The sequence below is a fragment of the Actinomadura livida genome, assembly GCF_014648675.1.
Lineage (GTDB): Bacteria > Actinomycetota > Actinomycetes > Streptosporangiales > Streptosporangiaceae > Spirillospora > Spirillospora livida.
The window spans coordinates 226,520-251,579 of record NZ_BMRO01000008.1 but is presented as its reverse complement, the minus strand read 5'-3'; the positions used below and the strand labels follow the sequence as shown (position 1 = coordinate 251,579).

The window sequence follows — 25,060 nt, the reverse complement described above, 5'->3', positions numbered from 1 at the left end:
GTGGCCGGCGGACCGCCGGTCAGCGGACGCCGCCGCCGGTCAGCGACCGCGAGAAGACCTCGTACACGATGCGGGTGAAGGCCGACCGGGCGGCGGCGGAGACCCTGGCCAGCTCCACCGAGCTGCCGGTGGCCAGATGCCGGTCGTAGGGGACGAACACGACGGGCAGTCCCCACGCGGCGAGCATCTCCTGCGCACGCCGCAGGTCGGCGCCCACCTGCGGGGCGTGCGAGACCATCGCGATCACCGTGCGGCCGAGCACTCCCTGCTGGTCGTTGGCCGCGTACCACTCCAGCGCGCCGCGCGCGCTCAAGGCGCCGTCGACCGTGCCCGGGGTGACGAGGACCAGGCCGTGTGAACCCGCGACGACGCCGCGGTTCACCTCGGTGAGGATGCCCGCGCCGCAGTCGACGACCGTCGCGGCGACGTAGCGGCTCACCGAACTGAGCGCCGTCTGGAACGTTTCCAGCGTGAACTCACCGGCGATGCGGCCGCCGCGCGTGGACGACAGCACGTAGAGGCCGTGCGGGGTCCGCGTCAGAAAACCCTCCGCCTCCTGGAACGTGTTCGGCCGGTGGGCGGCCAGGTCGAACAGCGAGAGCTGGGGACTGACGCCGAGGCGCAGCGGCAGCGATCCCAGCTCCGCGTCCGCGTCGGCGGCCAGCACCCGGTCGGCGCGGTGCAGGGCCAGCTCGGTCGCCAGCATCGCGGCCATCGTCGTCTTGCCCGCGCCGCCGCGGACGCTCGCGACCGCGATCTGCCGGGAACTCGGCACCGAACGCTGCATCAGGTCGGCGAAGGCGGCCCGCTCCCTGGCCTCCCGCGCGCCACCGCCCATCGCGTTGCGGACACCGCGGCCCATCCGGCGGGCGAGGGGGTCGCCGTGCTGGTTCTTGCGGACGAGATCGACCGCCGGGACCGGGTGGCCGCCCCCCGCCTGCCCGGGCGCGGGATGGGGCGGCGCGGGCGGCGCGGGGGCCCCGGACGAGGCGTCCGCCGGCTCGGGCTCCTCGCCGGAGGGCACGGCGCCGAGCACGGGATTGACCGCCGCCTCCCAGTCGAAGTCGGAGTGGATCAGCGGCTCGGCCTGCCGGGGCGCGCCCGGGACGTCCGCCCCCTGCTGCTCGGCGGCCGGCTGCGGCACCGCATCCGGCTGCGGGGGCGACGGCTGCTGCGGGGGCGGCTGCGGGGGCGGCTGCGTCGTTTGCGGGGACGCCGCTTCCTGGGCGGCGGGCTGCCGGGCCACCTGGGGAGACGGCTCGGGCGCCGGCCGCTGCGACGGCTGGGACTCCGGCCCCCCGGACACGGGCGGCGCGGGTTCGGGCTGCACGGGCGGCGGAGGCGGTGCGGCCTCGGGTTGCGCGGGCGCGGGCACGGGCGGTGCGGGCTCGAACTTCGGCGGCTCGGGCGGCGCGGGCTCGGCATGCGCGGGCTCAGGCGCCGGCGCCGGCGCGGGTTCGGCGGGCGGGGAGAACGACGGTGCGGCGGGGGGCGCCGCCGAGCCCGGTACGGGCACGGGCGCGGGCCGCTGCTCAGCCGCCGGACGCGGCGCGTCGGCTCCCCAGGACGGCTGCGCGACGCTGGTCGGCGCCTCGTCGAGCACCTGGAGCCCCCGCCGCGAAACGCCGACGTCGCTCAGGACGGCCTGCTGCCAACTGGAGTCGGTCACCCGCCCCCCTTTCACCGGTCAGCCTACGAGAGCCTCGCCCCGTGCACACCGGACCGGGTCGGGCCCGTGCCCCACAGCCTAGGAGCTTTCCGTACAAGGGTCTCACCGAACCAAAAGCCCTATCCGGCCGTCTAACCCCTGAAACCGCCAAGGGCTCCCGCTAGCCTGTCCTCAACCCCGAGCGCCCCCAGCCCGTGAGACCTCCCGGAGCGACGATGCCCCCCACCTCGGCAAGGCGGAGGACTCCCCGGCCGCACCGGCCGGAGTCAGCCGCTCTGGCCGGACTCGGCGCCCCGGGCGCCCTGCCGCCTGGCGATCGAAGCCTCGTACGCGGCCAGGGCCCGCTCCCCGCCGGGACGCAGCTCGAACCGGATGCCCCGGTCGCCCTCGAACGGGTTCCGGTGATCGAACCCGGCGCGGTAGATCTCGTTCGGCACGCCTTCCGGAAAGGCGTCGCAATAGGGGATCCACCGGTCAAGCGAGCTACTGCTCACCGGGTTGGACCTCTTCTGCAACCGCACGCAGGCATCGCAGATGTTCGGCTTCCTGCGCATCGTCCACCCACCCTTTCCCGGTCTCCGGCTCGGCCTGCGCGGCGCACCGCGCGGTCCCCGCAGTGTTCCACAACGTCAGTGGCCTCACCCACACGCTACGGACTGTCCGGGACAGGTTGCGACAAAGCCAGCAATGGCTCTATAAATGATCAATCTCTGTGTACCTGTGATCGTGCGCGGTCGCGGGCTTCCCAAGCTCCCGACGAACTGAGGGGTGCCTGTGCGCGCTGAATGGCAGGCGCATATCGACGAACTCCTGCAGACCTACCAGGAGAAGCGCCGGCAGATCCAGGAGATGCAGTCGAAGCTGGAGGCCATCGAGGCCGAGGCCGAGGCCGCCGACGGCATGGTGCGCGTCAAGGTCGACCGGCAGGGCCGGCTGGCCTCGCTCGACCTCGATCCACGCGTCCAGCGCAGGCTCGGCGCCACGGAACTCGCCGAGGCGATCATGGAGGCGACCAAGGCCGCGCAGACGCAGGTCACCAACCTGATACGCGAGGCGATGCAGGGGCTCGCCCCCGAGGGTGCGGCCGAGCACGGGTTCGACATCGCCAAGCTGCTGCCCGAACGCCCCGACGACATCAACGCCGTCCGCGAACGACTGGGGATCCTGCCGCCATGACCTACGAGCACCTAGAGGTCGACACAGAGGAACTGAAGCGCGCGGGCGAGGGATTCAAGACGGGCGCCGGCCAGCTCAAGGCGATCTACGACCGGCTCAGCTCCGCGCTCAGCGCCGAGGGCGAGTGCTGGGGAGCCGACGAGACCGGCAAGACGTTCGCGCAGGGCTACAAGGAGCCGAGCACAAGCGTCCAGGAGTCGTTTCCCAAGCTCAAGGACGGCCTTGAAGGCATCAAGAAGGGCGTGGACCAGATGGCCAGGACCTACAAGGCGGCCGAGGACGCCTCAAGGCTGAAGTGAACTGAACCGTGGGTCTCGAGATACCGGAACCGGTCCAGTGGCTGGGTTGGATCATCGGCGCCGACTGGCCCGAAGGCGACGAAACGGCGATGCGCCGCTGCGCCGAGGCGTGGCGGACCGCCGGAACCGAGGTCGACGGGCTGATCCAAGAGCTCGTCCAGACCGCGTCCGACGTGCGCTCCGCGCTCGACAGCGGCGCGGCCGAGGCGTTCGGCCAGAAATGGGAGCAGTGGGTCACCACCGACCCGCAGATCCTGACCAAACTGGTCGAGTCGTGCGGACAGCTCGCCGAGACGCTCGACGGCGGCGCACTCGACATCGAGTACGCCAAGTACATGTTCATCGCCCTGCTGATCATCACGGCGATCGAGATCGCCTACCTGATCGCGGCGGCGTTCGCGACCTTCGGCGCGTCGACGGCGGCCATCCCGGCCGTGGAGGTCGCGGCGCAGGTCTCCGCCAGAACGATCGCCAAGGAGCTGCTGGAGCGGCTCAGCCAGCGGTTCCTCGGCGCCGTGCTGAGGGGCGCCATCGTCGGTGCCGTGGAGGGCGGCGGGCTCGACCTGCTCGTCCAGGGCGTGCAGATCGCGCAGGGCAACCGTGACGGCGTCGACTGGAAGAAGACCGGCGCGGCCACCCTGGACGGCGCGATCGGCGGCGCCATCTCCGGCGGCGTCTCGCACGGCATGGGCAAGGTTCCCGGCCTGGGCGACACCGCGGACACCGCACTCGGCAACATGGGCCGGGGCATGTTGCGGGAGGGGCTGTCCGAGGGCATCAGCGGCGTGGCCGGCACGGTCGCCACGGCCGCGATCCATGGCGACCCGCTGACCTGGGACGCCATCGCCAAGGGCGCCACATCGGGGGCGTTCGGCGGTGCCGTCGGCGGCGGCAGGGACGGCCTCAGCAGCTACAACGCGGGGCTGCCCGGGGGAGACCCGCCGACCCCCACACCGACACCCACACCCACACCCACCCCGACCCCCACACCGGCGTCCGGCGGCGACCCGAGCCCCTCACCTTCGTCGTCAGGCGGTGGCGGGGGCGGCGGTGACGGCGGGGGCTCGTCGTCCGGCGGCGGAGGCGGCTCCGGAGGCTCCGGAGGCGGCGGCGGCGGAGGCGGCTCCTCCTCCGGCGGTGGTGGCGGCTCATCCGGCGGGGGCGGCTCCGGCGGTGGCGGCGGCTCCGGCGGTGGCGGCTACTCGGGCGGCGGCGGCTACTCGGGCGGCGGTGATTCCGGCGGTGGCGGATCCTCCGGCGGGGGAGGGGGCGGCAACCGGATCGCCACGCTGCTCGGCGACACCGGCGGCGGAGGCGGCGGATCTTCGCTGGCCTCATCGGCTCCCGATGGCGGATCCCCCTCCGGGGGGAGTCTGGGCGGCAACCCGTCCGGCCCCGGCGGCGCCGGCTCGGTCGCGAGCCCGTCCGGTTCCGGCTCCTTCGGCGGCGGCACCGGCCCGTCCGGCGGCGGCGCCGCTCCCGCGGGCGGAGGCGTCGTCGGCGGTGGCGCGGCCCCGGTGGGCGGCGGCGCACCGGCGGCGGGCGGCGGCTCGGCGCCTGCCGGCGGCGGCTCGTCTCCCGGCACGTCCTCCTCTTCCCCGTCATCTTCTTCCCCGTCATCTTCTTCGTCGTCCTCGCCCTCGCCGGGGAGCGGTCCCGGGTCCCGGGGCGGCTCCACGTCCGGCGACGGCTCGTCCGGCGGTTCCTCGTCCACCCGCGGCGCGGTGCACTCACCTGGCGCCGGGACGCCTCCCCCGGGCGGCACACCGACCCCCGGCGACGGAAGCGCCGCACCGGGCAACGGCAGCGCGCCTCAGCCCACCGCCGGGTCCCCCGCTCCGGGGACGCCCGACGGCGGCACGCCGGCGAACACCGCACAGACTCCGGGCGGCGCACAGACGCCCGGCGACGGAATCGGCTCCCGGCCGGCCGAAAGCCCCCCCGCGCCCGCGCCCGCGTCCGCGCCCGCGTCCACGACCGGCACCGGCTCACCCGCGCCGGGGAACGAGAGCGGCGGAGGCTCGCCCACCCGCGACGGCGACTCGTCCTCCCCCGGCACCGGCACCGAGGGCGCCCCGCCCGGGGGCCCCGCGGCCGGGGACCCCGCGGCCGACTCGGGGAGCGACCCGGGGACCGACCGCGACTCCGCGCCCGGCGGCGAGACCGCCGAGACCGCCGCCGACCCGAATCCGCGCAGCCCGGACGGAAACCCCGGGACGCAGGACGCCATGCAGCCGCCGGAGCAGGGCGGCTCCGGCGGACCGTCCGCCTTCGTCGCGCCCATGCCGATGGGGATGGGCGGCCCGGCGGGAACGGCGTCCCCGGGCGGCGCGCCCGCACCGTCCGGCAGCGCGTCCGGCGGTGGCGCCCCGAGGCCCTCGTCCCCGGCGAGTTCACCCGCACCGCCGGCACCGGGCACGGGCACCCCCGGGCCGGCGCCGTCGTCCGGCCCGGAGTCGCGGCCCGCGCGCGGCGACGACCCCGGCGGACGCCCCAACCCGCCGCCGATCGAGAACATCGATGACAACGGCGTCATCCGCAACGAGCCGGCGCCACGGCAGGACGACGCCTCCCCGCAGGAGGGGGACCCGCCGCGCAACAAGGAGTCCGACGGCACCACACCGGGTGACGGGTCCGACGCCGCTGCCGGGCCCGACCGGGCGCAGCAGCTCGCGGACGCCGAGCAGCAGGCGCGGGACGCCCTCAGCCAGTTCGGCAATGACGCGCCCACCGTCGACTTCTCGTCGAGCCCGCTCGACCCTGCCGCCGCACAGGAGATCAACAACGCCATCCGGCAGCTCGCCGCCGACTATCCCGAGACGATGCGGGGCCTGTCCCACATCGGCTCCGAGGACTTCGCCCAGTCCCTCGGGCCTGGCAACGAGGACGTCCTCGCCTACGCCACACCCGGTGCGAACGACCCGGGCATCTACATCAACGACGACGCCTTCTCCGACAACGCGCAGCGCGCACAGGACGGCGCGAGCGAGGAACAGACCGGGTTCACCGTGCCCGGCGGCGGCTCGACGGAAGGCGTCTTCACGCACGAGTTCGGGCACCACCTCGGCGAGCAGCTCCTGAACGACCCGCAGATGCTCGCCGACCTGAACCAGGCCGTGTCCAACGCCCTGGGCATCCCGTACGACGCGACGCAGCCGCACGACCCCGCCACGCAGCAGCGGGTCGCGGACGGGCTGTCGGAGTACGGCTCCGGCGACCCGCACGAGATGCTGGCGGAGGCGTTCACCGAGTACCGCCTCTCCGACGACCCCCGCGACCTGGCTCGCGCCATCGGCGAGGTCATGGACCGCCACCTCGGCGCCCAGACCCCCGCCAACACCCCCCAGGCGTCCGGCGGTCCGGCGAACCCCGCCCCGAACACCCCGCCGTCCACCCCCAACACGCCCCCACCCGACCCCAACGCGCCGCCGGCCGATCCGAACACCTCGCCGGCACAGAACCGGGTCGGTGAGAGCCCCGCGGAGGGTGCACCCGCCGGCCAGGGGCGGACGCCCGAGGGCAACGCGACCCCGCCCCGGGCGGGTGAAACGCAGCCGCCCCCGACCGGCACGCAGCCACGGGCGGACAGCGCACCGCCCGCGGACAGCGCACCGCCCCGCACGGACGAGGGGCCTCAACGCTCCGGCGACGAGCCTCGACCGGGAGAGGGCGACCCCCGTTTCCGGCGGGGAAGCACCGACGAAGGCGCCGGCGACGACACGCCGCCGGGGGACGGCGAAGCGGAGGCGCGGACCGATCCTCCGGCCGGGCGCGGGCTGCCTCACCAGCAAGCCGACTGGGCACCGCCGTCGTACACCCGCGAAGAGAACATCGATCTCGCGCCCGGCGACCGGGTGGTCGACCAGGCGCCGCTTGAGCCGAACACCAAGTACACCGTCTACGAGACCGATGCCGCGGGGAACCAGGTCCCCCGAAGCGAGGCTTACACGGACGGCGACGGCAACGTCACCCACGTCACCAACGTCACGCCCGCGGACCCCGGCGCCCCGACCGTCGACCCGAACGAGAACGTCGACCTGACCCGTCCCGACCCGGGCGTCACGCACAAGGTCGAGCTCGGGTTCGACGAGCCGCACATCTTCACGGGCGAGCCCCACACCGGCGGCGACGAGGGCATGGCGCCCGCCGCCACGAGGTTCGACCCCCCGCCGGACGCGACGCCGGTGCGGTGGCCGGGTACCTACGACGTCGGGGCGGACGGCCCGTTCTCGGCCCGGCAGGACCTCCCGCCGAACTCGCGGATCGAGGTGCGCGGCCCGGACGGCAAGCTCCACGGCGTCTTCTGGACGGACGCGAACCGGCAGGTCACGCACGTCCGGACGTGGTACGGCGACCGGGAGCACGGCTACAACCCGGAACTGGGCGACAGCAACAGGACCGTCAAGAAGTGGGGCGTCCCCCGGCCCGACACCCACTACCTGGTCGAGCCGCACGACCGCTTCCAGACCGCCGACCCCAACCCGCCGCTCGACCCGCCCGACGCCGCCCGCACCGGCGACTTCGGCGACAACGGCGTCGAGCCCGGGACGTTCCTCTTCCACACCGACGGCCGCGGGCAGACGGACACGGCCAGCGGACGTCCCGAGTACGACACGCCCCACTCGGACGACGAGCAGCGCAACGAGGCCGTCCAGAAAAAGGTCGGCCACATCGGCAAGGGCACCGGCGAGTACCCGGGCGGCCGTTTCGACGGCGGCCACATCTTCCCGCACGAGGGGCGGGGGCCGGGAGAGCGGATCAACTACTTCCCGCAGTGGAGCCCCACGAACCGCGGGAACTCGGGCGCGGACCTCCTCCCCTCCGACACCTGGCGCCAGTCGTTCGAGAGCCTTCTCGAGCAGCGGCACACCCGCAACCCCGACGTCACGATCGAGCGGATCGACTTCTTCCCGGAACCGAACGATCCGAGGATCACTCCGGAGGTCGTCCACACCCGCTGGACGGAGACCGACAACTCCCAGAACCCCCCGGTCACCACCACGCACTACCGGAGTTACCACAACCTCGACCCGAGCCAGCGCAGTGGTGGCGGCACGACGCCTCCCGCCTCCTCGCCGCCCGGGGGCACCGCCCCGCCCGCCCAGCCGCCGGGAAGCACGCCGCCCGTCCCGCCGAACCCCGCCCCAGCGAGCACCGGTCCGCAGACGCCGTCGGCCGATCCCGCCGCAGGGAACGGCCAGGCCCGCCCACCGGGCACGGACGGGAACACGGCCGCCGAGCCGGGGGACGCGGGACAGCCAAGGTTCCGCCGGAGCAGCCCCACTCCCGAGCCGAACGGCGACCAGCCCCCGCCCGACCCGCAAACCGGCGAGACCCCGCAGACCCCGCAGACCGGGGAGCCATCGCAGACCGGCGGGAGCGCGGAAGCGCCGCAGGCCGCGGAGACCCCGCGATCACCGGCCGCGTCCACGGGCGCCCCGGTCCCGCCGCGCCCGGACGCCCGTGCCCACTACGGGTGGTACGAGACGTCCCAGCCGGGGACCGCGCAGACACCCGGCACCCAGACCACGGGCACCCCGACCACGGGCACCCCGACCACGGGCACCCCGACGCAGACCACGCCCGCCCCGGCCGCGGGCACGCCCACGCCGGACGCCGCCGCGGCGGGCACGCCCGGTACTCCCGCGCCGGCCGCAGGCCCGGCCACTCCGGCGACACCCCCTGCTCGCACGCCCGGCGAGCCCGCGGCGGACACGGCCACTCCCGCCGCAGGCACGCAATCGCCGGACACGGCCACACCGGGTGCTCCCGCACCGGCCACCGGAACACCCACGCCAGGCACGGCCACGCCGACCGCACCGGGCACCCCCGCACCGGGCACGGGCACCCCCGCACCGGGCACGGGCACGCCTGCACCGGCGACGCCCGCTGCGCCTGCGCAAGGCACTCCCGCTGCGGATGCGGCTGCACCGACCAGCAGCACGGCCGCTCCGGAAGCACCCGCGCCAGGCGCGCCGGCGATGCTCGCGGGCACGACCGGAAGTGAGTCCGGGGCGCCGATGCAGTCCGCGGCGCCCCGGCCGGCCGAGGGTGACGGCGCGCCGCAGCGGACGGCCGATGCCGAGCTCATGCGGCGGATCCACGAGAACGAGCAGATCCGGCGGGTGGTGGACGATGCCCGCGGGACCATCGTCGACGACAAGGGGAACCGGCTCGGTGATCTGCTGGACGACGACCTGCGGAACCGGCTGCCGAACCATCCCCAGCTCGCCCGGATCGTGGAGGGCGGCGGCCCGCCGCCGCTGACACCGGCCGAGGACTCGCTCCGGCATTCGCTGCTGGCGCGGCCGAGGACGCTGCACAGCCTGCTGACCAATCCGGACGCCGTGCGCATCCTGGAGGACTCGGTCCGGGAGGTGAACGAGCGGGGCGCCGGCACGATCCTGCGCGAAGGCCAGGTGGAGCCCACGCCGACGCCGCTGGAGGACTGGCAGGTCGCCATCAGCGACCGGGTCATCGATGAGATCGGGCCGGGGAAGTCCCCGAAGCAGCCGGGGTTCGACGAGGCGGCGCTGGAGGCCGAGCGGGAGCGCGCCGGCGGCGGGCCGCTCCCGAAGGACAACGAGTTCGTCAACCGGTACCTGGACGAGCTGTACCAGCGTGCCGCGGAGGGCACGGGGCCGCTCCGAAACGTGCTGAACGAGCTGGCGAACGATCCCGGCGACGCCAAGATGCGGCCGGGGCCGAAGGACCGGGTCCGCGCCCTCGACAAAATCATCAACGAGAGCGACGGGGACGCGTCCGCGCTCAACGACCTGCTGGGCGGGAAGGTCCAGTTCGACAGCGTCGCGGACCTGTACCGGGCGCTGGACCGGGTCCAGGACGTCGCGCGGCGGCACGATGTCGAGATCGTGTCGATCAAGGACCGGCTGCGCAAGCCGCAGCCGAGCGGCTACCGCGACATCCGGATGACGGTGCGGATGCCGAACGGCCACATCGGAGAGCTGCGCCTCCACCTGCGGTCGTTCGACGACGTTGCGGACTACGAGCACTCGCTGTACGAGGTGTCGCGGGACCTGCCGAACGTCGCGGAGGAGCGGGCGGCGCGCGGTGAGCGCGACGCGCCGCTGACGCCGGAGGAGCGGGCCGTCCGTGAGGCGATCAACCGGCGCCTCAACGAGCGGTTCGACGCGGCGCTGAACGAGTCGCTGCCGCCGCACCTGCGCACCGACCGCGGCGACGGGCAGGCCCGCGACGCGGACCCCGCCCGGGAAACCGAGCCGGCCCCGGCCGCAGAGCCCGCCCCCGACGCGGAACCGCCCCCCGGCAGAGGACCTTCCCGCGACGCGGACCCCGCCCGGGACCCGGGGTCTTCCCGCGACGCGGAATCCGTTCGCGACGCGGAACCGGATCGCGAGGACGCGCCCGTCCGGCGGGACGAGGCCGACGCCCCGGAGACCGTTCCGGACGGTCTGCCGCAGCATCTGCACGATGTCTTCCGCGACAGCGACGCCACCCCGGCGGGGCGGTCGTTCCACGATCCCGCCGACCCGGCCATGCGGGATCTCGCGCGGCGCGTCCCGGCGGACCCGCAGCGGTTCACGGTGGACGGGCACGGCGACGCGGACGGGCTGCGGCTCCCCGGCGGCCGCCGGCTGGACGCCGACGACCTGGCGGACCTGATCCGCAACGACCCGAACTGGAACGGCCGCGAGGTCCTGCTGCTGTCGTGCCGGACCGGCGACGGCGACTTCGCCGCGCGGCTCGCGCAGCGGCTCGGCGTGCCGGTCACCGCCCCCAGCGGACTGGCCTGGACGGACGCCGACGGCAACGTGTACGCCTCGTCCGGCCGGACGAGTCCCGACGGGCAGACCCGCCCCGGCTGGCCGCCGGACGGGACCTGGCGGACGTCGGGTCCGGACGGCACCGCATCGCCCGCCGGGCGCGACGGCCGTCCCCCGGGCCGGGAGGAGCACCGCGGCACGGATCCCGCCAGGCCCGGGGACGACGCGCAGTCGCGGGGGCTGCGCGACTGGTTCCGGCGCGAAGGCCACGTCGACCGGGACGGTTACCGCCGTTTCGACACCGACGAGCAGGGCGAGCGGTACGGCGAGAACCGGCTGGCGCACGTGTACCACGACCTGCCGCACCAGTTGCAGCAGGCGCTGCACTGGTACACGGTGCAGTCGATGCCGAATCCGCACCTGCGGCCCGGCGCGGACGTGGGACGGTACCTGACCCACCTGTACACGGAGCAGAACTACGTCCAGCACCTCGCGTACCTGAACGGCGGCGCCATGCCGGTGCATCGGGACCAGCTGATCCAGATGTGGAACCGGCCGGACCTCACCGACTACCAGCGCCGGCTGATCCAGCACGTCGTCACGCAGACGGACCCGGAGGCCCGGCTGCAGGAGATGTGGAAGAACCATGAGCAGCGCGAGTTCCTGCGGCGCTACCTCGGCGGTGAGCCCACGCCCGACGCCTTCTGGCGGCGGATCGACGAACTCGACCAGGCGCTGAGCCGGCCGCTGCCAGAACCCGTCCAGGCGGTGCGGGGGCTGCACGACGTGAATTTCATGCTCGCCTCGGACGGCATGCCTCTGGCGGGCAGGCATCCGATGCTCCTCGTCGGGGCCGTGCAGAACGAGCCGGGCTACATGTCGACATCGCTGGGTTCGGGTACGACGGAGGTCGACGGGCAGGGCTTCAACTACCGGCTGAGCCTCAACCTCCCGCAGGGCGCGCACGGGGTGTGGATGGGCCAGAGCAGCGCGTACCCTGACCAGCGGGAACTCGTGCTTCCACGCGGAACCAGGTACTACATCAGGAACGTCGTGCAGACCGGGTGGAACGGCACCCAGCCGGTCTTCTCCATCGAGGCGGACGTCATCCCGCCCGGGACGCCGCCGTGAGCCGCGCGCGTATGCGGGCGGACGACAGTGACGAGGGAAAGGCGCGCACGTCATGAGTGACGGGTTTCCGGACCTTCCGCAGGCCCCGCCCATCGACGGCGGGCTCCGGCCGCCGAAGGCCGGCTACGAGCGGTTCACCCGGCAGGCGGTGCTGTACCTGCCCGTCGTCCGCCGTGGGGAGCTGCTCGGGCACCTGTGGGCCGCGGAGTCCAACGCGAAGGCCGCCGGTTTCGTCCGGCGCACCGCGGCCCAGGCGGCGGGCGCGGAGGCCGCCGCCGTGTGGGGTCGCCGCCTGGACGAGTCGCACGACCGCGGACTGCCCGCCCTGGAGGCGGTCCGGGGCTGGGTCGGCGCGGCGGAGGACCCGGTGGGCGGCGCGATCCCGGCGGACGCGCGGGAGTTCCGGGCCGTGAGCCTCGGCGCCCTGCACGAGCTGACCAACCCGGGCGCGCCGGTGTCGCCGGGGCCGCTCGTGCAGGACGGCCTGTACCCGGACGGGACGCCCGAGGACCGCTCGCAGGGCTGGGGCCCGCTGGTGAGCGTCCGGCCGCCGTCGTACGCGGCGCGGACGGCGGCGCCCGTGCTGTTCTACCCGGTGACGCGCGGCGGGACGGTCCTCGGCTACGTGTGGGCGGCGCTGTCGGAGCAGGCGGCGGCGTATCTCCGGCGGGCCGCCGCGGGCCGCGACGGGGAGATCGCGGGCGGGCTCTGGGAGGCACGGCTGGCGCACGCCTTCGGTGCGGGCGTCCCGGCGGCGGACGCGGTCCGGCGGCTCCGCGGGACGCCCGAGGACCCGCTCGCCGGCGGTGTCGCCGCCGACGCGCAGGAGGGCCGGGCGGCCGGGCTGGACGAACTCGACCGCCTGGCGCGGGCCTAGCGCCGGGCACGGCCCGGCATCGAACCATCACGGGAGTCGTCGTTGTGAAGCTGGTGAGGAAGACCTATCCGCGGTACTTCGTGTACAACGAACGGCCGGTCGTCCTCCTGGAGACGCCGGGCGGCGGGCTGGACTGCCTGGCCGCCGACCCCCGCACCGGGGCGTTCGTGCGCGCCATGCGCTACATCGGCGAGCTGGACTTCAACCGCGACGCCGACATCGACGAGCTCTCCTTCGAGGAGTTCGTCGCGGCCGTGGAGATGTACCGGGCCCGGAAGGGACTGGGCGAAGGAACGGTCAGCGCCCTCTACGAGACGATGCGGGGGCTGGAGGAGACGGCTCAGGAGAGCGGCCGCCGGCCGACCCCGGAGGAGGAGGCGCTGATCCGTTCGCTGAGCACGCGGACGAGCCCGCTGTTCGACGCGTCGCTGCGGGAGCGGGGGCTTACCCCGACGCCGCAACCGACTCCCGCGGAGATGCGGGTGGCCCGGCTCTTCGACTCCGTGGACGCGTCGGGGGCACCGGTCGTGCGGCGTCAGCCCGTCCCCGGCGAGGAGCGGGAGCGGCTGCTGCGGTACCTGGAGCGCGCCCCGATCGTCCTGGCGGCCCGCGGTCACGACACCGACGTCCTCGACCCGGGGCGCCGCGCCGAGGTGCCGATGACGTACCACACCGACGGCACTTGGATCTGGCCCGGCGCCGTCGCCTACTACCTGCGCGTCCACGGCGTCCCCCCCGAGCCCGACCTGGCCGGCTTCGCCCGCGGGAACGGATTCGAGGTCCCGGAGGTGGACGAGGACGCGCGCCGCGAGGCCGTGGCCACCATCAACCGGCGGGCGGACGCCACCTGAGATGCCGCCCCCACAAGAGACCACCCGCCCGCGGGCCGAGCGGGAGCACGTCGCCCTCCTCGCGCCCGAGAGCCCCGTCATGTTCGCCCGCGCCCGTCACATCCTGCGCGATCTGACCCGGGACGGCGCCGCCCGCTTCCTGGTCGGGACCGTGGACGAAGGATGCCGGTCGGTCCTGCGCGGCGAGGACGGCTGGCGGGCGGTGCACCGGCCCGGCGGTTCCGCCGGGGCGGACGAGGCGACGGATCACGCGACGGCGAGGGAGGCCACGGCGCACGCCGTCGCCGGGCTCCTGGCCGAGGAAGGCGTGAGCGTGCACAGCGGGATTCTGGAGCTCGCGGGCCTGATCCGCCTCGACCCTCCCACCGGTGTCTGGGGCCTCACCGATACCGGGCAGCGGGTCCGGGACGAGTCCGCGAACGCGGCGCGGCCGGCCGGGACCTCCTGCATCGCCCTCGAAGCCGTCACCGCACGCGCCGGATACTTCGTCACCCGGCCCGGCCCCCCGCCGTCCGAGGGCCCGTTCGTGGACGTCCGCACGGTCCTCTCCATGGCGGCCTTCGCCGGGCTCCCCGAGCCTCCGGACGATCCCGGCGAGGCCCGGCCGGTCGACCTGCCGGTGGACACGGTCCTCGACGGCCACGGCGACGACGGCGAGGTGTTCCTGTTCGAGCCCGGGACGCCGTTCAACCGGCGCGGGCTGTGGGGCGAGCCCGAACACCACCGTCACCGCCGCTACCGGGTCCGGAAGCCGCTGCGCGGCTATCCGTCGTTCCCCTTCGAGCAGGCGACGATCGACGTCGAGCGGACCGGCCGGGAGGGACGCGGCTACTACCTGGTCGACACGATCGCCGCACTGCTCGCCGCCGGGACGCTGAGCGAGACCACCGAGCGACCATGACGAACCGACCCGAACCGAACGACCCCGAGCCGACCGACCCCGAAACCGCGCTGCTCCGGCGGCTGATCGACGAGGTCACGGCACTGCTGCCCGGCGCCTGGCGGAACGCCGAGCTGACGTACCGCTCGATCGGCGGCCACGAGTCCATCTGGCTGACCGGCTCCGAGGAGGGCAGGCGGCACCCCGGCGGCATCCACGCCGCCGGCCGGCGCATCCCCCGCACGGGCGTCCCGGACCTGCTGCGCCGCCACCGGGAGATCACCGCCGACCCGGTGCACGGGGCGTGGGCCGCGTTCACCTACGACCTCTGGAAGCGGGACGGCGTCACCGACTGGAGCGTGTCCGCCCGCCCCGCCGCCGAGTTCGCCTGGACGGACGAGCTCACCCCCGCCGACTGCGCCGCCGAACTCCGGCGCTTCCCCCGCCGGGACGACACGATCCCCGAATGGATGCGCCCGCTCCTGGCCCTGGACCGCGCGGCGCAGGACTTCAGGCCCGTGCCGCAGCGGGAGAGCGACCTGGTCGCGCTGCTCCCGGCGGGCATGGAACGGCTGTTCATGCGCGCCCGCGTCAAGCTGGCGGACTTCGTGCCGGGCGCCGACGGGTTCCGGGTCGGCGCTCCGGGGGAAGGCCGCTGGACGGTCGCGCACCACGGCGGCGCCTGGCTGGCGGTCGGGCCCGGCGGTGACGTGTTCCCGTACGCGGAACCGCGCCGGGCGGTCGCGCACGCGATGGCCGGCGTCATGGCCGACGCCGGGATGGAGGTCAACAGCACGGTCCTGAGGACGGCGCTGATCATCCGCCTGCAGCGCTATCCGCGGAAGGGCGAGCAGGCGTGGCTGCTCAGTGACGACGGCCGGGAGCTGAACGTGCGGACGGCGTGCTCGCCCCGTCCCCGCGGCACCGGGCGGTACATCGCCCTCGACCCGCTGAACAACCGCCCGGCCGGTCCCTTCGTCTGCTTTCCCGGGCCCGCCCCCGAAGAGGGCGGGTACGTCTCCGTCCACACCGTGTTCATGATGCTCGCGGAGAGGGTGCTCCCCGTGCCGGCCCCGGCGGCGCAGGCCGCGCCGGAACCGCCCGGCGAAGTGCTGGAGGCCGGTATGGAGGTGGACGCCTACGGCGATCCGGACGGCCGCTTCGTCTACACCGTCGACACCCCGTTCTTGCGACGCGGCCTGTGGGGATCGCCGGAGGACTACGCGTACCACCGCTACCGGGTGGCGAAGCCCGTCCGCGGCCACACCGGCCTCTTCGCCCCCGGCCCCCTCGGCAGCGACCCTCCCCCGCCCGACACCGGGACGGGGTTCTACATCGTCGACCCGATCGCCGACCTCGTCGCGTCCGGCCACCTGGTGGAGATCACCGGCGACCGGGGCGGACACTAGACTCGCGGAACAGGAGGGACAGCCATGACCGACGCGCCAGGCCGCGGGCCGACGCCCTACGACCCGCAGCGCTACGACGAGCTCACCAAGGGAGTCGCGACGCTGCTGGCCCAGGCGGCACCGGCCGGCTGGAAGCGCATCGACATGAAGGCCCTCATGACCGTCGGCGTCTCCGACGTCGCGCTCACGGTCGTCCTGCGGGACGGCACGTCACCGCAGATGGAGCTGCCACGCGACGTCATCGGCATGCTCGGTGAGCTGCGGTCGATGATGTACCGGCCCGGTGAGGGCACCTGGCTGAGCATGCGCCTGATGATGGACCCGCCCGGCACGTACTACACCAGCTTCAACAACGACTACGACCCGCTGTGGGAGCCGGCGCTCACGGCCGGCGAATGGTCCGCTGACCTGGCCGCGTTCCCGCGCGACGACGAGCACGTCCCCGGCTGGCTGCGCGACAGGCTGCAGGAGGCACAGTGACCGAGCAGCTGGATCCCGCCGAGCAGAACCGGTTCCTCGAAGAGATGACGCTGGTGCTGGTCCACTCCCTCCCGGCCGCGTGGCAGGAGTGCGTGGTGGTCCACCGGTCGGTCGGCTCCCACGGCGAGACCCTCGGGCAGGTCCGCAAGGTCTCCGGGCCGGGCCTCCCCAGCCTGTGGACGCCCCCGCCCGCCCTCGGCGAGCTCTTCGCCCGGCTCCGTTCCGGAATGTACGCCGACGGGCTCGGCACCTGGTTCTCCGCCAAGTTCCGGTTGACGTACCCCTTCTCCTACCAGGTCGAGTACGACCGGGAGAACGAGCCCAAGTGGGCGTCCCCGCCGCCACCGGACGCCTACGCCGAAGAACTGCGGCTCCACCCCCGTGGAGCGGAGAACGTCCCGGACTGGCTGCGGGAGAAGCAGCAGCCGTCCGGCGACCAGTAGGCGGCGGGGCCCGTACGGTGCCGGAGTCACGCCCGGAGTTCGAACCTCCGGACCAGCAGCTCGACGGGTCGCAGCGGCCCACCGGGGACACGCCCGCCGACTCGCCGGAACCCGCCGCCGTGCCGTTCGCACAGGCCCGACCGGCCGCGGAGCCCCGGTGGCGGTGGACGGCGCGGAGGCCGTGGCCGGTGGCCGCCGGCGCCCTCGCGGTGGTCGCCCTGTCCGGGGCCGTCTGGGCCTCGACCGGCGACGGCGAGTCCGGGTCGGCGACGTTCACCTCGACACCGGAGCCGTGCACCCTCGTCCCGTGGACGGCGCTGGAGCAGCACGTGCCCAACTCCTCCCCTCCCGTTCCCAGCGAGACCGGCCCGTCGGCGACCGAGCGGTACGCGGCGTGCGAGTGGACGGAGCCGCAGCAGGGAACGGCGGGCGCCGAGACGCTGACATTCCATCGCCTGAACGTCGCGGTGCGGCTCCACCTGGACGGGGTGAAGCAGGCGGAGGCCGAGTACGACGCGGCGTGGAACGGCGCCCGGGCACTGGACGGCACCTCGAAGGCGGCGGGCGGCTCGCTGCACGCCGAGGCCCCCATCGTGATCGAGATGGGCGATCAGGCGTTCGTCGGCTACACGACGCTCAAGGGGCCGCTGGGAGAGGCCGGCACCGTGACGGCGACCGTCCGCCTTCGCAACGCCGTCATCACGGTCCGGTACCGGGGGACGACGTCGCGGCTCGGCAAGGACGGTTCTCCCAAGGCCGACGCGTCGAAGGCCCTGGACGAGGAGGCCGCACGGGCGGGCGCCGAAACGATCGCGAAGGGCGTCGTGGACGCGCTCTCGAACTGCGCGGACTGCCTGAGCCGCTAGCCCTGCGCGAGGCCGGAGCGCGAGCCCGCCTCCGCCGGATGCGGCGGAGGTGCGCCGGATCCGGCCGTCAGCGGCCGGGAGGCGGGTTCGGCGGGCCTCCGGACGGCGGACCTGCCGGAGGCGCGGCCGGGGGCTGCGCCTGCGGGCCGGACTGGTACGGGGACTGCTGCGGCCCCGGCGGAGGCCCGAACTGCTGCGGCGCACCGAACTGCTGCGGCGGGGACGACATGGGGCCCGCGGGACCGGTGGGCCCTCCGGACCCGCCGCGGCGTCGCAGGAGCAGGAACGCGCCGCCGCCCAGGACGAGCAGGAGCACCACGGCACCGCCCACGATCAGCACGGGGAAGCCGCCGGAGTCGTCCTCGTCCGCGGCGGCCGGCTTGGTCGCACCGGCACCGCCCGCGCCGCCGGCGACCTTGTCGAGCCGCGCGTACACCGGGTTGGGCGCGTTCTCCGGGACGTCCTGCTTGAGGGCGCGCGGGATGCTGATGACGCCGTACCCCAGCATGTCGTCCTTGCCCTTGGGGCCGAAGTCCTTCGCGGTCGCGGTGAGGCGCTGCACGATCTCCCGGGCCGACTCGTCCGGGTAGCGGCTGCGCAGCAGGGCGGCGGCGCCGGCGGTCAGCGCGGACGCCTGGCTGGTCCCCTCACCGGCGGTGAAGACGTGGCCGGTCTTGCTGATGAAGCCGACGTCCTGGCCCGGCGCGGCCACCGTGACGTAGTCCTGCCGCTGCGTCGACTTCCAGGGCTTCCCGTCGCGGGCGAAGGCCCCGACGGCAAGGACGCCCGGGCACGACGCCGGGTAGGCGGCCTTGTTGTCGAAGTCGCCGGAGTTGCCCGCACCGGCGACGATCACGACGTCCTTGCTCGCCGCGTACTTGATCGCTTCGAGGAGCTGCGGCGGGCACTGGTTCGGGTAGATGTCGGCGGACGGGCTGCCCTGCGAGATGTTGATCACCTTCGCGCCGTTGTCGGCGGCGAAGCGAACGGCCTTGCTGGTAACCGGGCCGCTCAGCGAGGGTGCGGCGATCGGCAGGATCTTGGCCTCCGGGGCGATCCCGACGAACCCCGTCCTGGTGCCCTGCGAGGCGATCAGGCTCGCCATGCCGGTGCCGTGGCCGTCCTGGCGGGTGTCGTAGTCATTGCGGCCGTCACCGCCCTTGCCGGTCAGGTCGCCGCCGGGGAGCACGGCGGGCTTCAGGTCCGGCAGCTGGGCGTTGACCCCGGTGTCGATGACGGCGACCGTCACGCCCTTGCCCTTGGTGACGGGCCAGACTTCCTTCTGGATGCTCCAGGAGTTGAACCACCACTGCTGGGGTGAAGGGGCGGGCGCCGCGTGCGCGGGTACGAGCGGGGCGATGGCCAGCCCGATCGCCATCGTCGACGCCGCCGTCCGAATCAGCCACCGCATCTGTCGCACTCCCTAGTCCTTCGCGCACGTCCGGGCGGCCGGAGACCGGAGCCTCCGACCGCCCGTACGTCTCGCGTCCACCGCAGGTTCAGCCGATCACCGGGGGCGCGGTGTCGTCGTCGCCGCCCCAGACGTCCTCGTCCTCGGACAGCCAGGTCTCGCGCTCGCGCTCCTCGCCGCCCTTGCCGCCCTGGCCGGGGGCCATCGGCATGCCGCCCATGGGCATGCCGCCGCGCATACCGGCGGCACCGCGTCCGGCCGCGCCCATGCCGCCGCCGCCGACACCGCCCGGACCGACGCCGCCCGAGCCCGCGCCCGCACCGCCGCCGAAGCCGCCCGGGTCGGCGCCGAAGCCGCCGCCACCGCCGGGCATGCCGCCGGGCAGTCCGCCGCCGCCACCGCCGCCGCCGGGGAAGCTCGACAGGTCAGAGCTGGGGGCCCCGCTGAGGGATCCGCCGCCACCCGGTATGCCGCCGCCGGGAACGCCACCGCCACCCGGCAGGTGGGGTCCGCCGGAGCCCGGGTCGAACGGGCCACCGCCGCCCGGGTTCCACGGGCTTGAGCCGCTTCCCGCGCCGGGGGCGAACGGTGAGGCGGAGTCGGAGGACGGGAACCCGGAGCCGGCGCCGCCGAACTTCCCGCCGCCTCCGCCGCCACCGCCGAACGGACCGGGGCCTCCCGGACCGGGGCCAGGGCCGCCGGGCGGGTCATCTCCGCCACCACCGTAACCGGACGGCAGGTCCTTCTCGATCTTGAGCGGGTGGCCCTCGAACGCCTCTTTCATGCGGCCGATGAAGTTGTTCATCAGCTCGCGGGCGTTGTCGTCGTCCCCGCCGGTGTGGACCCAGCCGTCGGTCATCGTCTGACCCTGGGTCTTGTACCAGTCGAGGATGTCGTGCTTGTACCAGGCGTAGAGCGAGGCGTTCCGGTGGCTGTCGTCGGAGAGGGTCCCGGCGGTGGCGTAGACCTGACCGAGCTGGTCGAGCGCCTTCTGCGCGGACTCGCCCTTCCAGTGCTGGACGATCCGCTTGGAGAAGTTGTTCTTCAGCTCCTCGGTCATCTCGGCGAGGGCCTCGGCCGCCTCCTTGTACGCGGTCGAGGCGTCGCCGACCTTCTCCGGCTTCAGCTCCTTGAGCTTGTTCTTGACGTCTTCATGGCTCATGCCGGAGGCGTTGTGACTGCCGAACGCCATCCCGTCCCTGATCGGGTATTGCTCGGTGTTCTTACCCATCGGTCCTCCGTTCCGGGGCGGCGATCAGGTGAGGTCCGGAGTGCCGGTGGGATCGACGCCGTTCACCCGTGACTGCGTGTTGCCGTGGGCGGTGTCGTACTGGTCCGCCGTGGCGTAGAGCTTGCTGATCACGCCCCGGTAGGCGCTCTCGACGGCCCCGATGTACTCCTGGAATCCGGCCTTGCTCGCGTTCACGACCCCGACGAACTGTTCGGAGCCCTGGATGTTCGCGAGGTCGGCCTGAGTGACCGAAGTGGTGCCGACCGCGTCGAGCTTGCGCTTCCAGATGTCCAGCTTGTACTTCATGTCCCTGGCGAGCTGCCGGAGTTCGGCCGGGTCCGCCTCGTAGCCGTCCTCGGCCTTCACGTTCCACTCGCCGCGCTCGGGCGTCTGGCTGCGCGGAAGCGCGTTGTTCGCGTCGTCCCACTTGCCCGCGTCGGCGCCCGCGCTGTACTCGAAGTACAGCTCCCGCTGCCGCGACTCCGTGAGGTTGTCCCACTCCTCACGGGTCATCCCCGTGACGGACTCGTACTCGGGCGTGGGCCCGCTCTCGGTGTACTCGCCCTGGCCCACGTACCGCTGGTGCTCGATCCGCGCGAGTTCCTCGTCGGTCAGATGGTAATCGCTCACCGTTCACCCTCCCGGTGAATCACTTCTTCCCCCGTCACAACTACGTCGTGCGGCCCTCGGCGGACACGCACGACGCAGCCGGGAGCCGGTGGACCGTGTGTCAGCCCGACCAGATGTTGAGGTTCGCCCGCTCCGCACCGCTGTAGTTGCTGTGGGCGTCGCCGATGGTGACGCCCAGCTGGTTGAGGATCTGGCCGATGTGGGCGGCGGCGGCGTCCCACTGGCGCTTGGCGTCCCAGTAGGCGGACCGCGCGCTGCCCTCCCACTGGCCGAGGCTGTTCTCGAGGTTCTTCTCAAGATCGTCGAGTTCGTCGACCAGTGCGCGGTAGGCGAGCGTGAAGTCCGCCTGGGCCTGCTGCATCTGGCCGAAATTCGCTCTGGTGTAGCTGTCGCCCACGATGGGGTCCTTCCGTCGGAGGGATGGCGGGACGGGTCAGATCAGGTGGAGCCGTTGAGCAGCTGGTTGATCTTGTTGACCGCGTCCTGCTGCTCCTGTTCCGTCGTCTCGTAAGTGATCTTGGTCTGCACCAGCTTCTGGTGCATGCCCTCGAGAGCGGTCCGGACCTTGGTCATCTCGGTCTGGAACTCGTTGAAGACCCGGTCGAACGACACCGCGGCGTTGCCGGCCCATCCAGACATCAGCTGGCCCTTATGCCCGTCGAGCTTGGTCTGCAGGCCCTTGACGATGCCCGCGGAGTCCTCGATCCGCGTCGCGGCCTGCTGCATGGCTGCTCTGTCAACTGCGGACTGGTCACCCACAGCGTCACCTCCGTTGGGGTTCTTGGTCGCGCGCTTCAGGAGACGGGGAGCCCTCCGCCGAATGCCTGCGAGGCCCGGGAGCCCTCCTGACGGCACGAGATTCAGAGATCATAGGTCTTTGTCGCCATTTAAGTCGACGCACTTGATGATCTCCAGGTTCCTGTGATGTACATCACGTTTATTATCCTCGGGACGTGGCGATCGGCCTGCGTGCGAGCGCCGGGTCGAGCGCCGGCCCCTGCGGGATCAGATGGATGACGCTCGACGGGACGGGCGCGGCCTTCCCCGCGTCGTAGCCGAGTTTCTTCGCGACCTCGGCCGACGGCAGCGCGAACCGGACGCCCTGGTCGTTGACCAGGGACAACGACCCGGAGCCGCCGCCGGCGACGGTACTGGTCTCGCCGCCCGCGGGCACGAGGCTCATCAGCGCCGCCCCGCCGGGCGGCAGCACCATCTGGTCGATCGTGCCGGACGCGCCGGCGGTGCCGGAGCCGAGGGCGCCGGTGGCCGGAGCCGGCAGGGACCCGCCGACGGTGAGCCGCGCCGTCGACGAACCGACCGGGAACACCGCGCAGAGCGGCGACCCGGTGTCCCACGCGACGAACTTGGGTAGCGTCGGCGGCAGATTGTTGTCCAGCAGCCGGGTCGCCGACGCCAGCTGCTGCGCCGACGGAACATCGGTCGGCAGCGGGGTGACCTGCTCGCCCGGGTAGGCGTCGGCCGTCCTGACGTCGCGCAGCAGCAGCTGCGCCTGCGTGTGGTTGATCTGCGAGAGCCCGTCGGCGAGCATCACGTACCAGAGCGCCTGCCCGCCGGCGCCGGTCTCGGCCTTGAAGACCTGGCCGACCTTGGCCTGCCCGCCCCGCGGGCCGGGCACCGTCTTGCCCCGCCCGGGGACGTTCGGCGAACCGAAGTTCCCCGCGGCGGGCAGCGCGTTCAGCCACGTCGCCGGGACCTCGACGGCGGCCGGCCCGCCGGTCAGCGCCTGCACCTGGTCGGCCGGGACGGTCAGCTGCATGCGATGGTCAGCCCAGACCACCCACGGCGTGCCGCCGCTCTGCACGACGACGGCCTCACCGTCGCTCAGCCGGCGACCGCCGACCTCCCGTCCCGCGGCGAGCGCGGTGACCTGCCGCTTCAGGCCGGTGGCCCCGGCCGCCTCCCGGGTGCACACCGACCAGGGCCCGCGGATGAGCTGCTTGTCGTCGGGAAGCGAGTCCGGCGCGCCCGGAATGCCGATCATCGCGCCGCGCTCGAACCCGGCCAGCGACTTGCGCGACACGGTCCGCCGCTCGGGCGCGCTGTCGGAGTCGAGGGCCAGCAGCGCCGACGCGTAGTTCGCCACCGGGAACATCTTCCGGCTGTTGGCGTCGTAGATGTACTTGGTGCCGGTCTCCTTCTCGATGATCAGCTTGCCGGGCTTGTCGAGGCCCTTGGCGCCGCCCGGGGACAGCAGCCCCCAGATGCCGAAGACCGCGACGACCAGGAGACCGACCATCACGCCGGCGAACGCGCCCACCGACAGCCGCCGCATCGGCGACTCGGCGACGTCGGGCTCGCCCTGCAGGAGGGCGAGCCCGACCCGTTGCGTCATCAGGCGGTGCGCCTGGTAGAGATCCCGCCTGCTCTGCATCGCGCGTCACCCCGCCAGCCCGCGCACGCGGGAGTAGACGTCGAGCACCGCCAGCGCGAGCGGGATCAGCGAGATCATCACGATCATGTCGAGGATGTCGCCCCACCGGCCCCAGACCGGCGTGGGCCGGTGGCCCGGCAGCCACAGCGTCACCGCGATGACGATGCCGGTGAGCACCAGCAGCGGGACGAGCGCGGCGGCGAGCGCGACCACCTGGCTGCCGTGCACCGCCAGCCCGATCGTCGTCAGCACCAGCCCGAACAGGCCGATCACGAGCATCCACGAGCGCTGCGCGATGCCGCGGAAGATCCGGGCGCGCAGCAGCAGCGACAGCGACATCACCGCGGTCATCGTGGGACCGGCCCATCCGCCGGTGCCGAAGAGGAACAGCATCGCCCCGGCCGCGACGAGCGCGATCGCGGCGATCAGCCCGGTGGAGAACCGGTCCGCGGCGGCGGTCCGGGCGAGCACCTCGCGGCCGTCCACCGTCTCGGTGTCGCGGCGCAGGTCCTCGGCGCTGCTCGGCACCGGGGGCAGGGGCATCCGCGCCAGCTTGAACGACAGCGACGGGACGGCCGCGAAGAACATCATCACGACGACCGCGGAGACGGCGGCGATGCCCGCGGCGGGCAGGTCGTCGAAGAAGAACCCGACGCCGGACCCGATCGTGCCCACCAGCGCGGCGAACGCGATGCCGAGGAAGACCGGGAGCCCCTCCGCGACGGCGAACGCGGCGATGATCGCGGCGAGCGCGGTCACCCCGAAGGCGGCGAGCAGGTGCGGCGCGCCGAGGTCGAGCAGCTCCAGGTCGTCGCGGGCGGGCGCCGCCAGCCCGGCGAGGAACGCGTACGGAAGCGCCGCGTAGCCCAGGATGACGCCCGCGCCCGAATCGGCGATCGCCCGCGACAGCACCGTCGCCACGATGAGGACGAGCAGCGCGAGCAGCCCGGCGGCGATGGCCGGCACGAGCCACGGCGGACCGGACAGCGCGATCACGACCGCGCCGACGAACAGCGCGACGCCGCCCGCGCCGAGGCCGAACGAACGCGTCGTGGTGGGCCGCCAGCGATCCCGCCGCTCCCTGATCCCGGACGCGATCACGTCGGCGACGTCGTCGAACGACATCTCCGGAAGCTGCGCCATCCGCGGCCGGAAGTACAGGATCTCCCCGTCGCGCACGCCGAGCGCGCTCATCGTCTGGCCCGCGTCGAACGGCTCGGAGTCCAGGCGCTGCAGGACCCATCCGGAGTGGGCGAGCCCGGCGTCCGCCAGATCCTCTCCCGCGGCGCGCAGGAGGGTGGGCAGCATGTGCGCGAGCGGCACGTCCGCGGGCAGGCTCACATCGATCCGTCGCCTCGGGGCGACTACGGTGACCCTGCACAGCTCGGTTGTGGCGGGCGAATTCACGGGAGCTCCCGTCCTCCAGGTCGAATCGGCGGCGAGTCCGATCGGCGCGCAGCTTAGGATGTGACGCCGGGCTACGTTAAAGCAACCTCAAGCATCGACAAGTATCCCGCGGGCCGGCCGTCCCCCCTGTATTTTTCGGCCGCCCCGGGCGAGCTCCCGGAGG

The 25,060-nt window shown here is 73.6% G+C and carries 19 protein-coding genes; 10 read left to right on the top strand and 9 right to left on the bottom strand.

What is annotated here, in order from left to right:
* Window positions 1–19: 19 nt before the first annotated feature.
* Both IEZ03_RS38595 and IEZ03_RS20865 read right to left on the bottom strand, forming a co-directional pair.
* The gene (locus IEZ03_RS38595) at window positions 20–1,669 is read right to left on the bottom strand and encodes a MinD/ParA family ATP-binding protein (RefSeq protein WP_184880535.1); all 1,650 of its coding nucleotides are present in this window, start codon (window positions 1,667–1,669) and stop codon (window positions 20–22) included.
* A gap of 266 nt (window positions 1,670–1,935) precedes the next feature.
* Window positions 1,936–2,163, bottom strand: coding sequence for a hypothetical protein (locus IEZ03_RS20865; protein ID WP_184880533.1), 228 nt, complete (start codon window positions 2,161–2,163; stop codon window positions 1,936–1,938).
* Between the two features lie 280 nt (window positions 2,164–2,443).
* Between IEZ03_RS20865 and IEZ03_RS20860 the strand changes: the two genes are divergently transcribed.
* Genes IEZ03_RS20860 through IEZ03_RS20815 form a run of 10 tightly spaced genes read left to right on the top strand, consistent with a single transcriptional unit; the run spans window position 2,444 to window position 17,826 of the window.
* The gene (locus tag IEZ03_RS20860; RefSeq protein ID WP_184880531.1) at window positions 2,444–2,845 is read left to right on the top strand and encodes a YbaB/EbfC family nucleoid-associated protein; all 402 of its coding nucleotides are present in this window, start codon (window positions 2,444–2,446) and stop codon (window positions 2,843–2,845) included.
* A complete protein-coding gene (locus tag IEZ03_RS20855; RefSeq protein WP_131988841.1) occupies window positions 2,842–3,144 on the top strand; it encodes a WXG100 family type VII secretion target in 303 nt (100 codons plus the stop codon). Before IEZ03_RS20860 ends, IEZ03_RS20855 begins: the two co-directional genes overlap by 4 nt.
* Before the next feature lie 8 nt (window positions 3,145–3,152).
* Complete coding sequence (locus IEZ03_RS20850) at window positions 3,153–12,020, top strand: WXG100-like domain-containing protein (RefSeq protein ID WP_184880529.1); 8,868 nt, start codon at window positions 3,153–3,155, stop codon at window positions 12,018–12,020.
* A gap of 52 nt (window positions 12,021–12,072) precedes the next feature.
* Entirely contained in the window at window positions 12,073–12,897 is an 825-nt protein-coding gene (locus IEZ03_RS20845; protein WP_184880527.1) for a hypothetical protein, read from the top strand.
* 44 nt (window positions 12,898–12,941) lie between these two features.
* Window positions 12,942–13,748 (top strand): hypothetical protein, encoded by an 807-nt coding sequence (locus IEZ03_RS20840; protein WP_184880525.1) that lies wholly within the window; start codon window positions 12,942–12,944, stop codon window positions 13,746–13,748.
* Window position 13,749: 1 nt separating this feature from the next.
* Window positions 13,750–14,649 (top strand): glycohydrolase toxin TNT-related protein, encoded by a 900-nt coding sequence (locus IEZ03_RS20835; protein WP_184880523.1) that lies wholly within the window; start codon window positions 13,750–13,752, stop codon window positions 14,647–14,649.
* Window positions 14,646–16,037: a TNT domain-containing protein gene (locus tag IEZ03_RS20830; protein WP_184880521.1), complete on the top strand. Its 1,392-nt coding sequence runs from the start codon at window positions 14,646–14,648 to the stop codon at window positions 16,035–16,037. The genes IEZ03_RS20835 and IEZ03_RS20830 overlap by 4 nt, the downstream gene beginning before the upstream one ends.
* A 24-nt stretch (window positions 16,038–16,061) precedes the next feature.
* Window positions 16,062–16,517: a hypothetical protein gene (locus tag IEZ03_RS20825; RefSeq protein WP_184880519.1), complete on the top strand. Its 456-nt coding sequence runs from the start codon at window positions 16,062–16,064 to the stop codon at window positions 16,515–16,517.
* Complete coding sequence (locus tag IEZ03_RS20820) at window positions 16,514–16,960, top strand: hypothetical protein (RefSeq protein WP_184880517.1); 447 nt, start codon at window positions 16,514–16,516, stop codon at window positions 16,958–16,960. Before IEZ03_RS20825 ends, IEZ03_RS20820 begins: the two co-directional genes overlap by 4 nt.
* Window positions 16,961–16,977: 17 nt before the next feature.
* Complete coding sequence (locus tag IEZ03_RS20815) at window positions 16,978–17,826, top strand: hypothetical protein (protein ID WP_184880515.1); 849 nt, start codon at window positions 16,978–16,980, stop codon at window positions 17,824–17,826.
* Between the two features lie 67 nt (window positions 17,827–17,893).
* On the opposite strand, the gene mycP is transcribed toward IEZ03_RS20815, so the two are convergent.
* From mycP to eccD, 7 genes are all read right to left on the bottom strand, one after another.
* On the bottom strand, window positions 17,894–19,237 hold the full coding sequence (gene mycP, locus IEZ03_RS20810) for a type VII secretion-associated serine protease mycosin (protein WP_229808434.1): 1,344 nt from the start codon (window positions 19,235–19,237) through the stop codon (window positions 17,894–17,896).
* A gap of 88 nt (window positions 19,238–19,325) precedes the next feature.
* Window positions 19,326–20,468, bottom strand: a complete 1,143-nt coding sequence (locus IEZ03_RS20805) for a hypothetical protein (RefSeq protein ID WP_184880513.1) — start codon at window positions 20,466–20,468, stop codon at window positions 19,326–19,328.
* 24 nt (window positions 20,469–20,492) lie between these two features.
* Window positions 20,493–21,098: a hypothetical protein gene (locus IEZ03_RS20800; protein ID WP_184880511.1), complete on the bottom strand. Its 606-nt coding sequence runs from the start codon at window positions 21,096–21,098 to the stop codon at window positions 20,493–20,495.
* 100 nt (window positions 21,099–21,198) lie between these two features.
* Window positions 21,199–21,495, bottom strand: a complete 297-nt coding sequence (locus IEZ03_RS20795; protein ID WP_184880509.1) for a WXG100 family type VII secretion target — start codon at window positions 21,493–21,495, stop codon at window positions 21,199–21,201.
* A gap of 41 nt (window positions 21,496–21,536) precedes the next feature.
* Complete coding sequence (locus IEZ03_RS20790) at window positions 21,537–21,857, bottom strand: WXG100 family type VII secretion target (RefSeq protein WP_132046513.1); 321 nt, start codon at window positions 21,855–21,857, stop codon at window positions 21,537–21,539.
* Between the two features lie 181 nt (window positions 21,858–22,038).
* Complete coding sequence (eccB, locus tag IEZ03_RS20785; RefSeq protein ID WP_184880507.1) at window positions 22,039–23,490, bottom strand: type VII secretion protein EccB; 1,452 nt, start codon at window positions 23,488–23,490, stop codon at window positions 22,039–22,041.
* A gap of 6 nt (window positions 23,491–23,496) precedes the next feature.
* Window positions 23,497–24,897 carry a type VII secretion integral membrane protein EccD gene (eccD, locus tag IEZ03_RS20780; RefSeq protein WP_184880505.1) on the bottom strand — a complete coding sequence of 467 codons (1,401 nt, stop codon included), beginning with the start codon at window positions 24,895–24,897 and terminating at the stop codon, window positions 23,497–23,499.
* Window positions 24,898–25,060: the final 163 nt, after the last annotated feature.

Excerpts from the sequence above, each read along its gene's own strand:
- IEZ03_RS20855 (WP_131988841.1), top strand. The coding sequence starts at position 2,842 with ATGACCTACGAGCACCTAGAGGTCGACACAGAGGAACTGAAGCGCGCG.
- IEZ03_RS20845 (WP_184880527.1), top strand. The coding sequence starts at position 12,073 with ATGAGTGACGGGTTTCCGGACCTTCCGCAGGCCCCGCCCATCGACGGC.
- IEZ03_RS20835 (WP_184880523.1), top strand. The coding sequence starts at position 13,750 with ATGCCGCCCCCACAAGAGACCACCCGCCCGCGGGCCGAGCGGGAGCAC.
- IEZ03_RS20830 (WP_184880521.1), top strand. The coding sequence starts at position 14,646 with ATGACGAACCGACCCGAACCGAACGACCCCGAGCCGACCGACCCCGAA.
- IEZ03_RS20825 (WP_184880519.1), top strand. The coding sequence starts at position 16,062 with ATGACCGACGCGCCAGGCCGCGGGCCGACGCCCTACGACCCGCAGCGC.
- mycP (WP_229808434.1), bottom strand. The coding sequence starts at position 19,237 with ATGCGGTGGCTGATTCGGACGGCGGCGTCGACGATGGCGATCGGGCTG.
- IEZ03_RS20805 (WP_184880513.1), bottom strand. The coding sequence starts at position 20,468 with ATGGGTAAGAACACCGAGCAATACCCGATCAGGGACGGGATGGCGTTC.
- eccB (WP_184880507.1), bottom strand. The coding sequence starts at position 23,490 with ATGCAGAGCAGGCGGGATCTCTACCAGGCGCACCGCCTGATGACGCAA.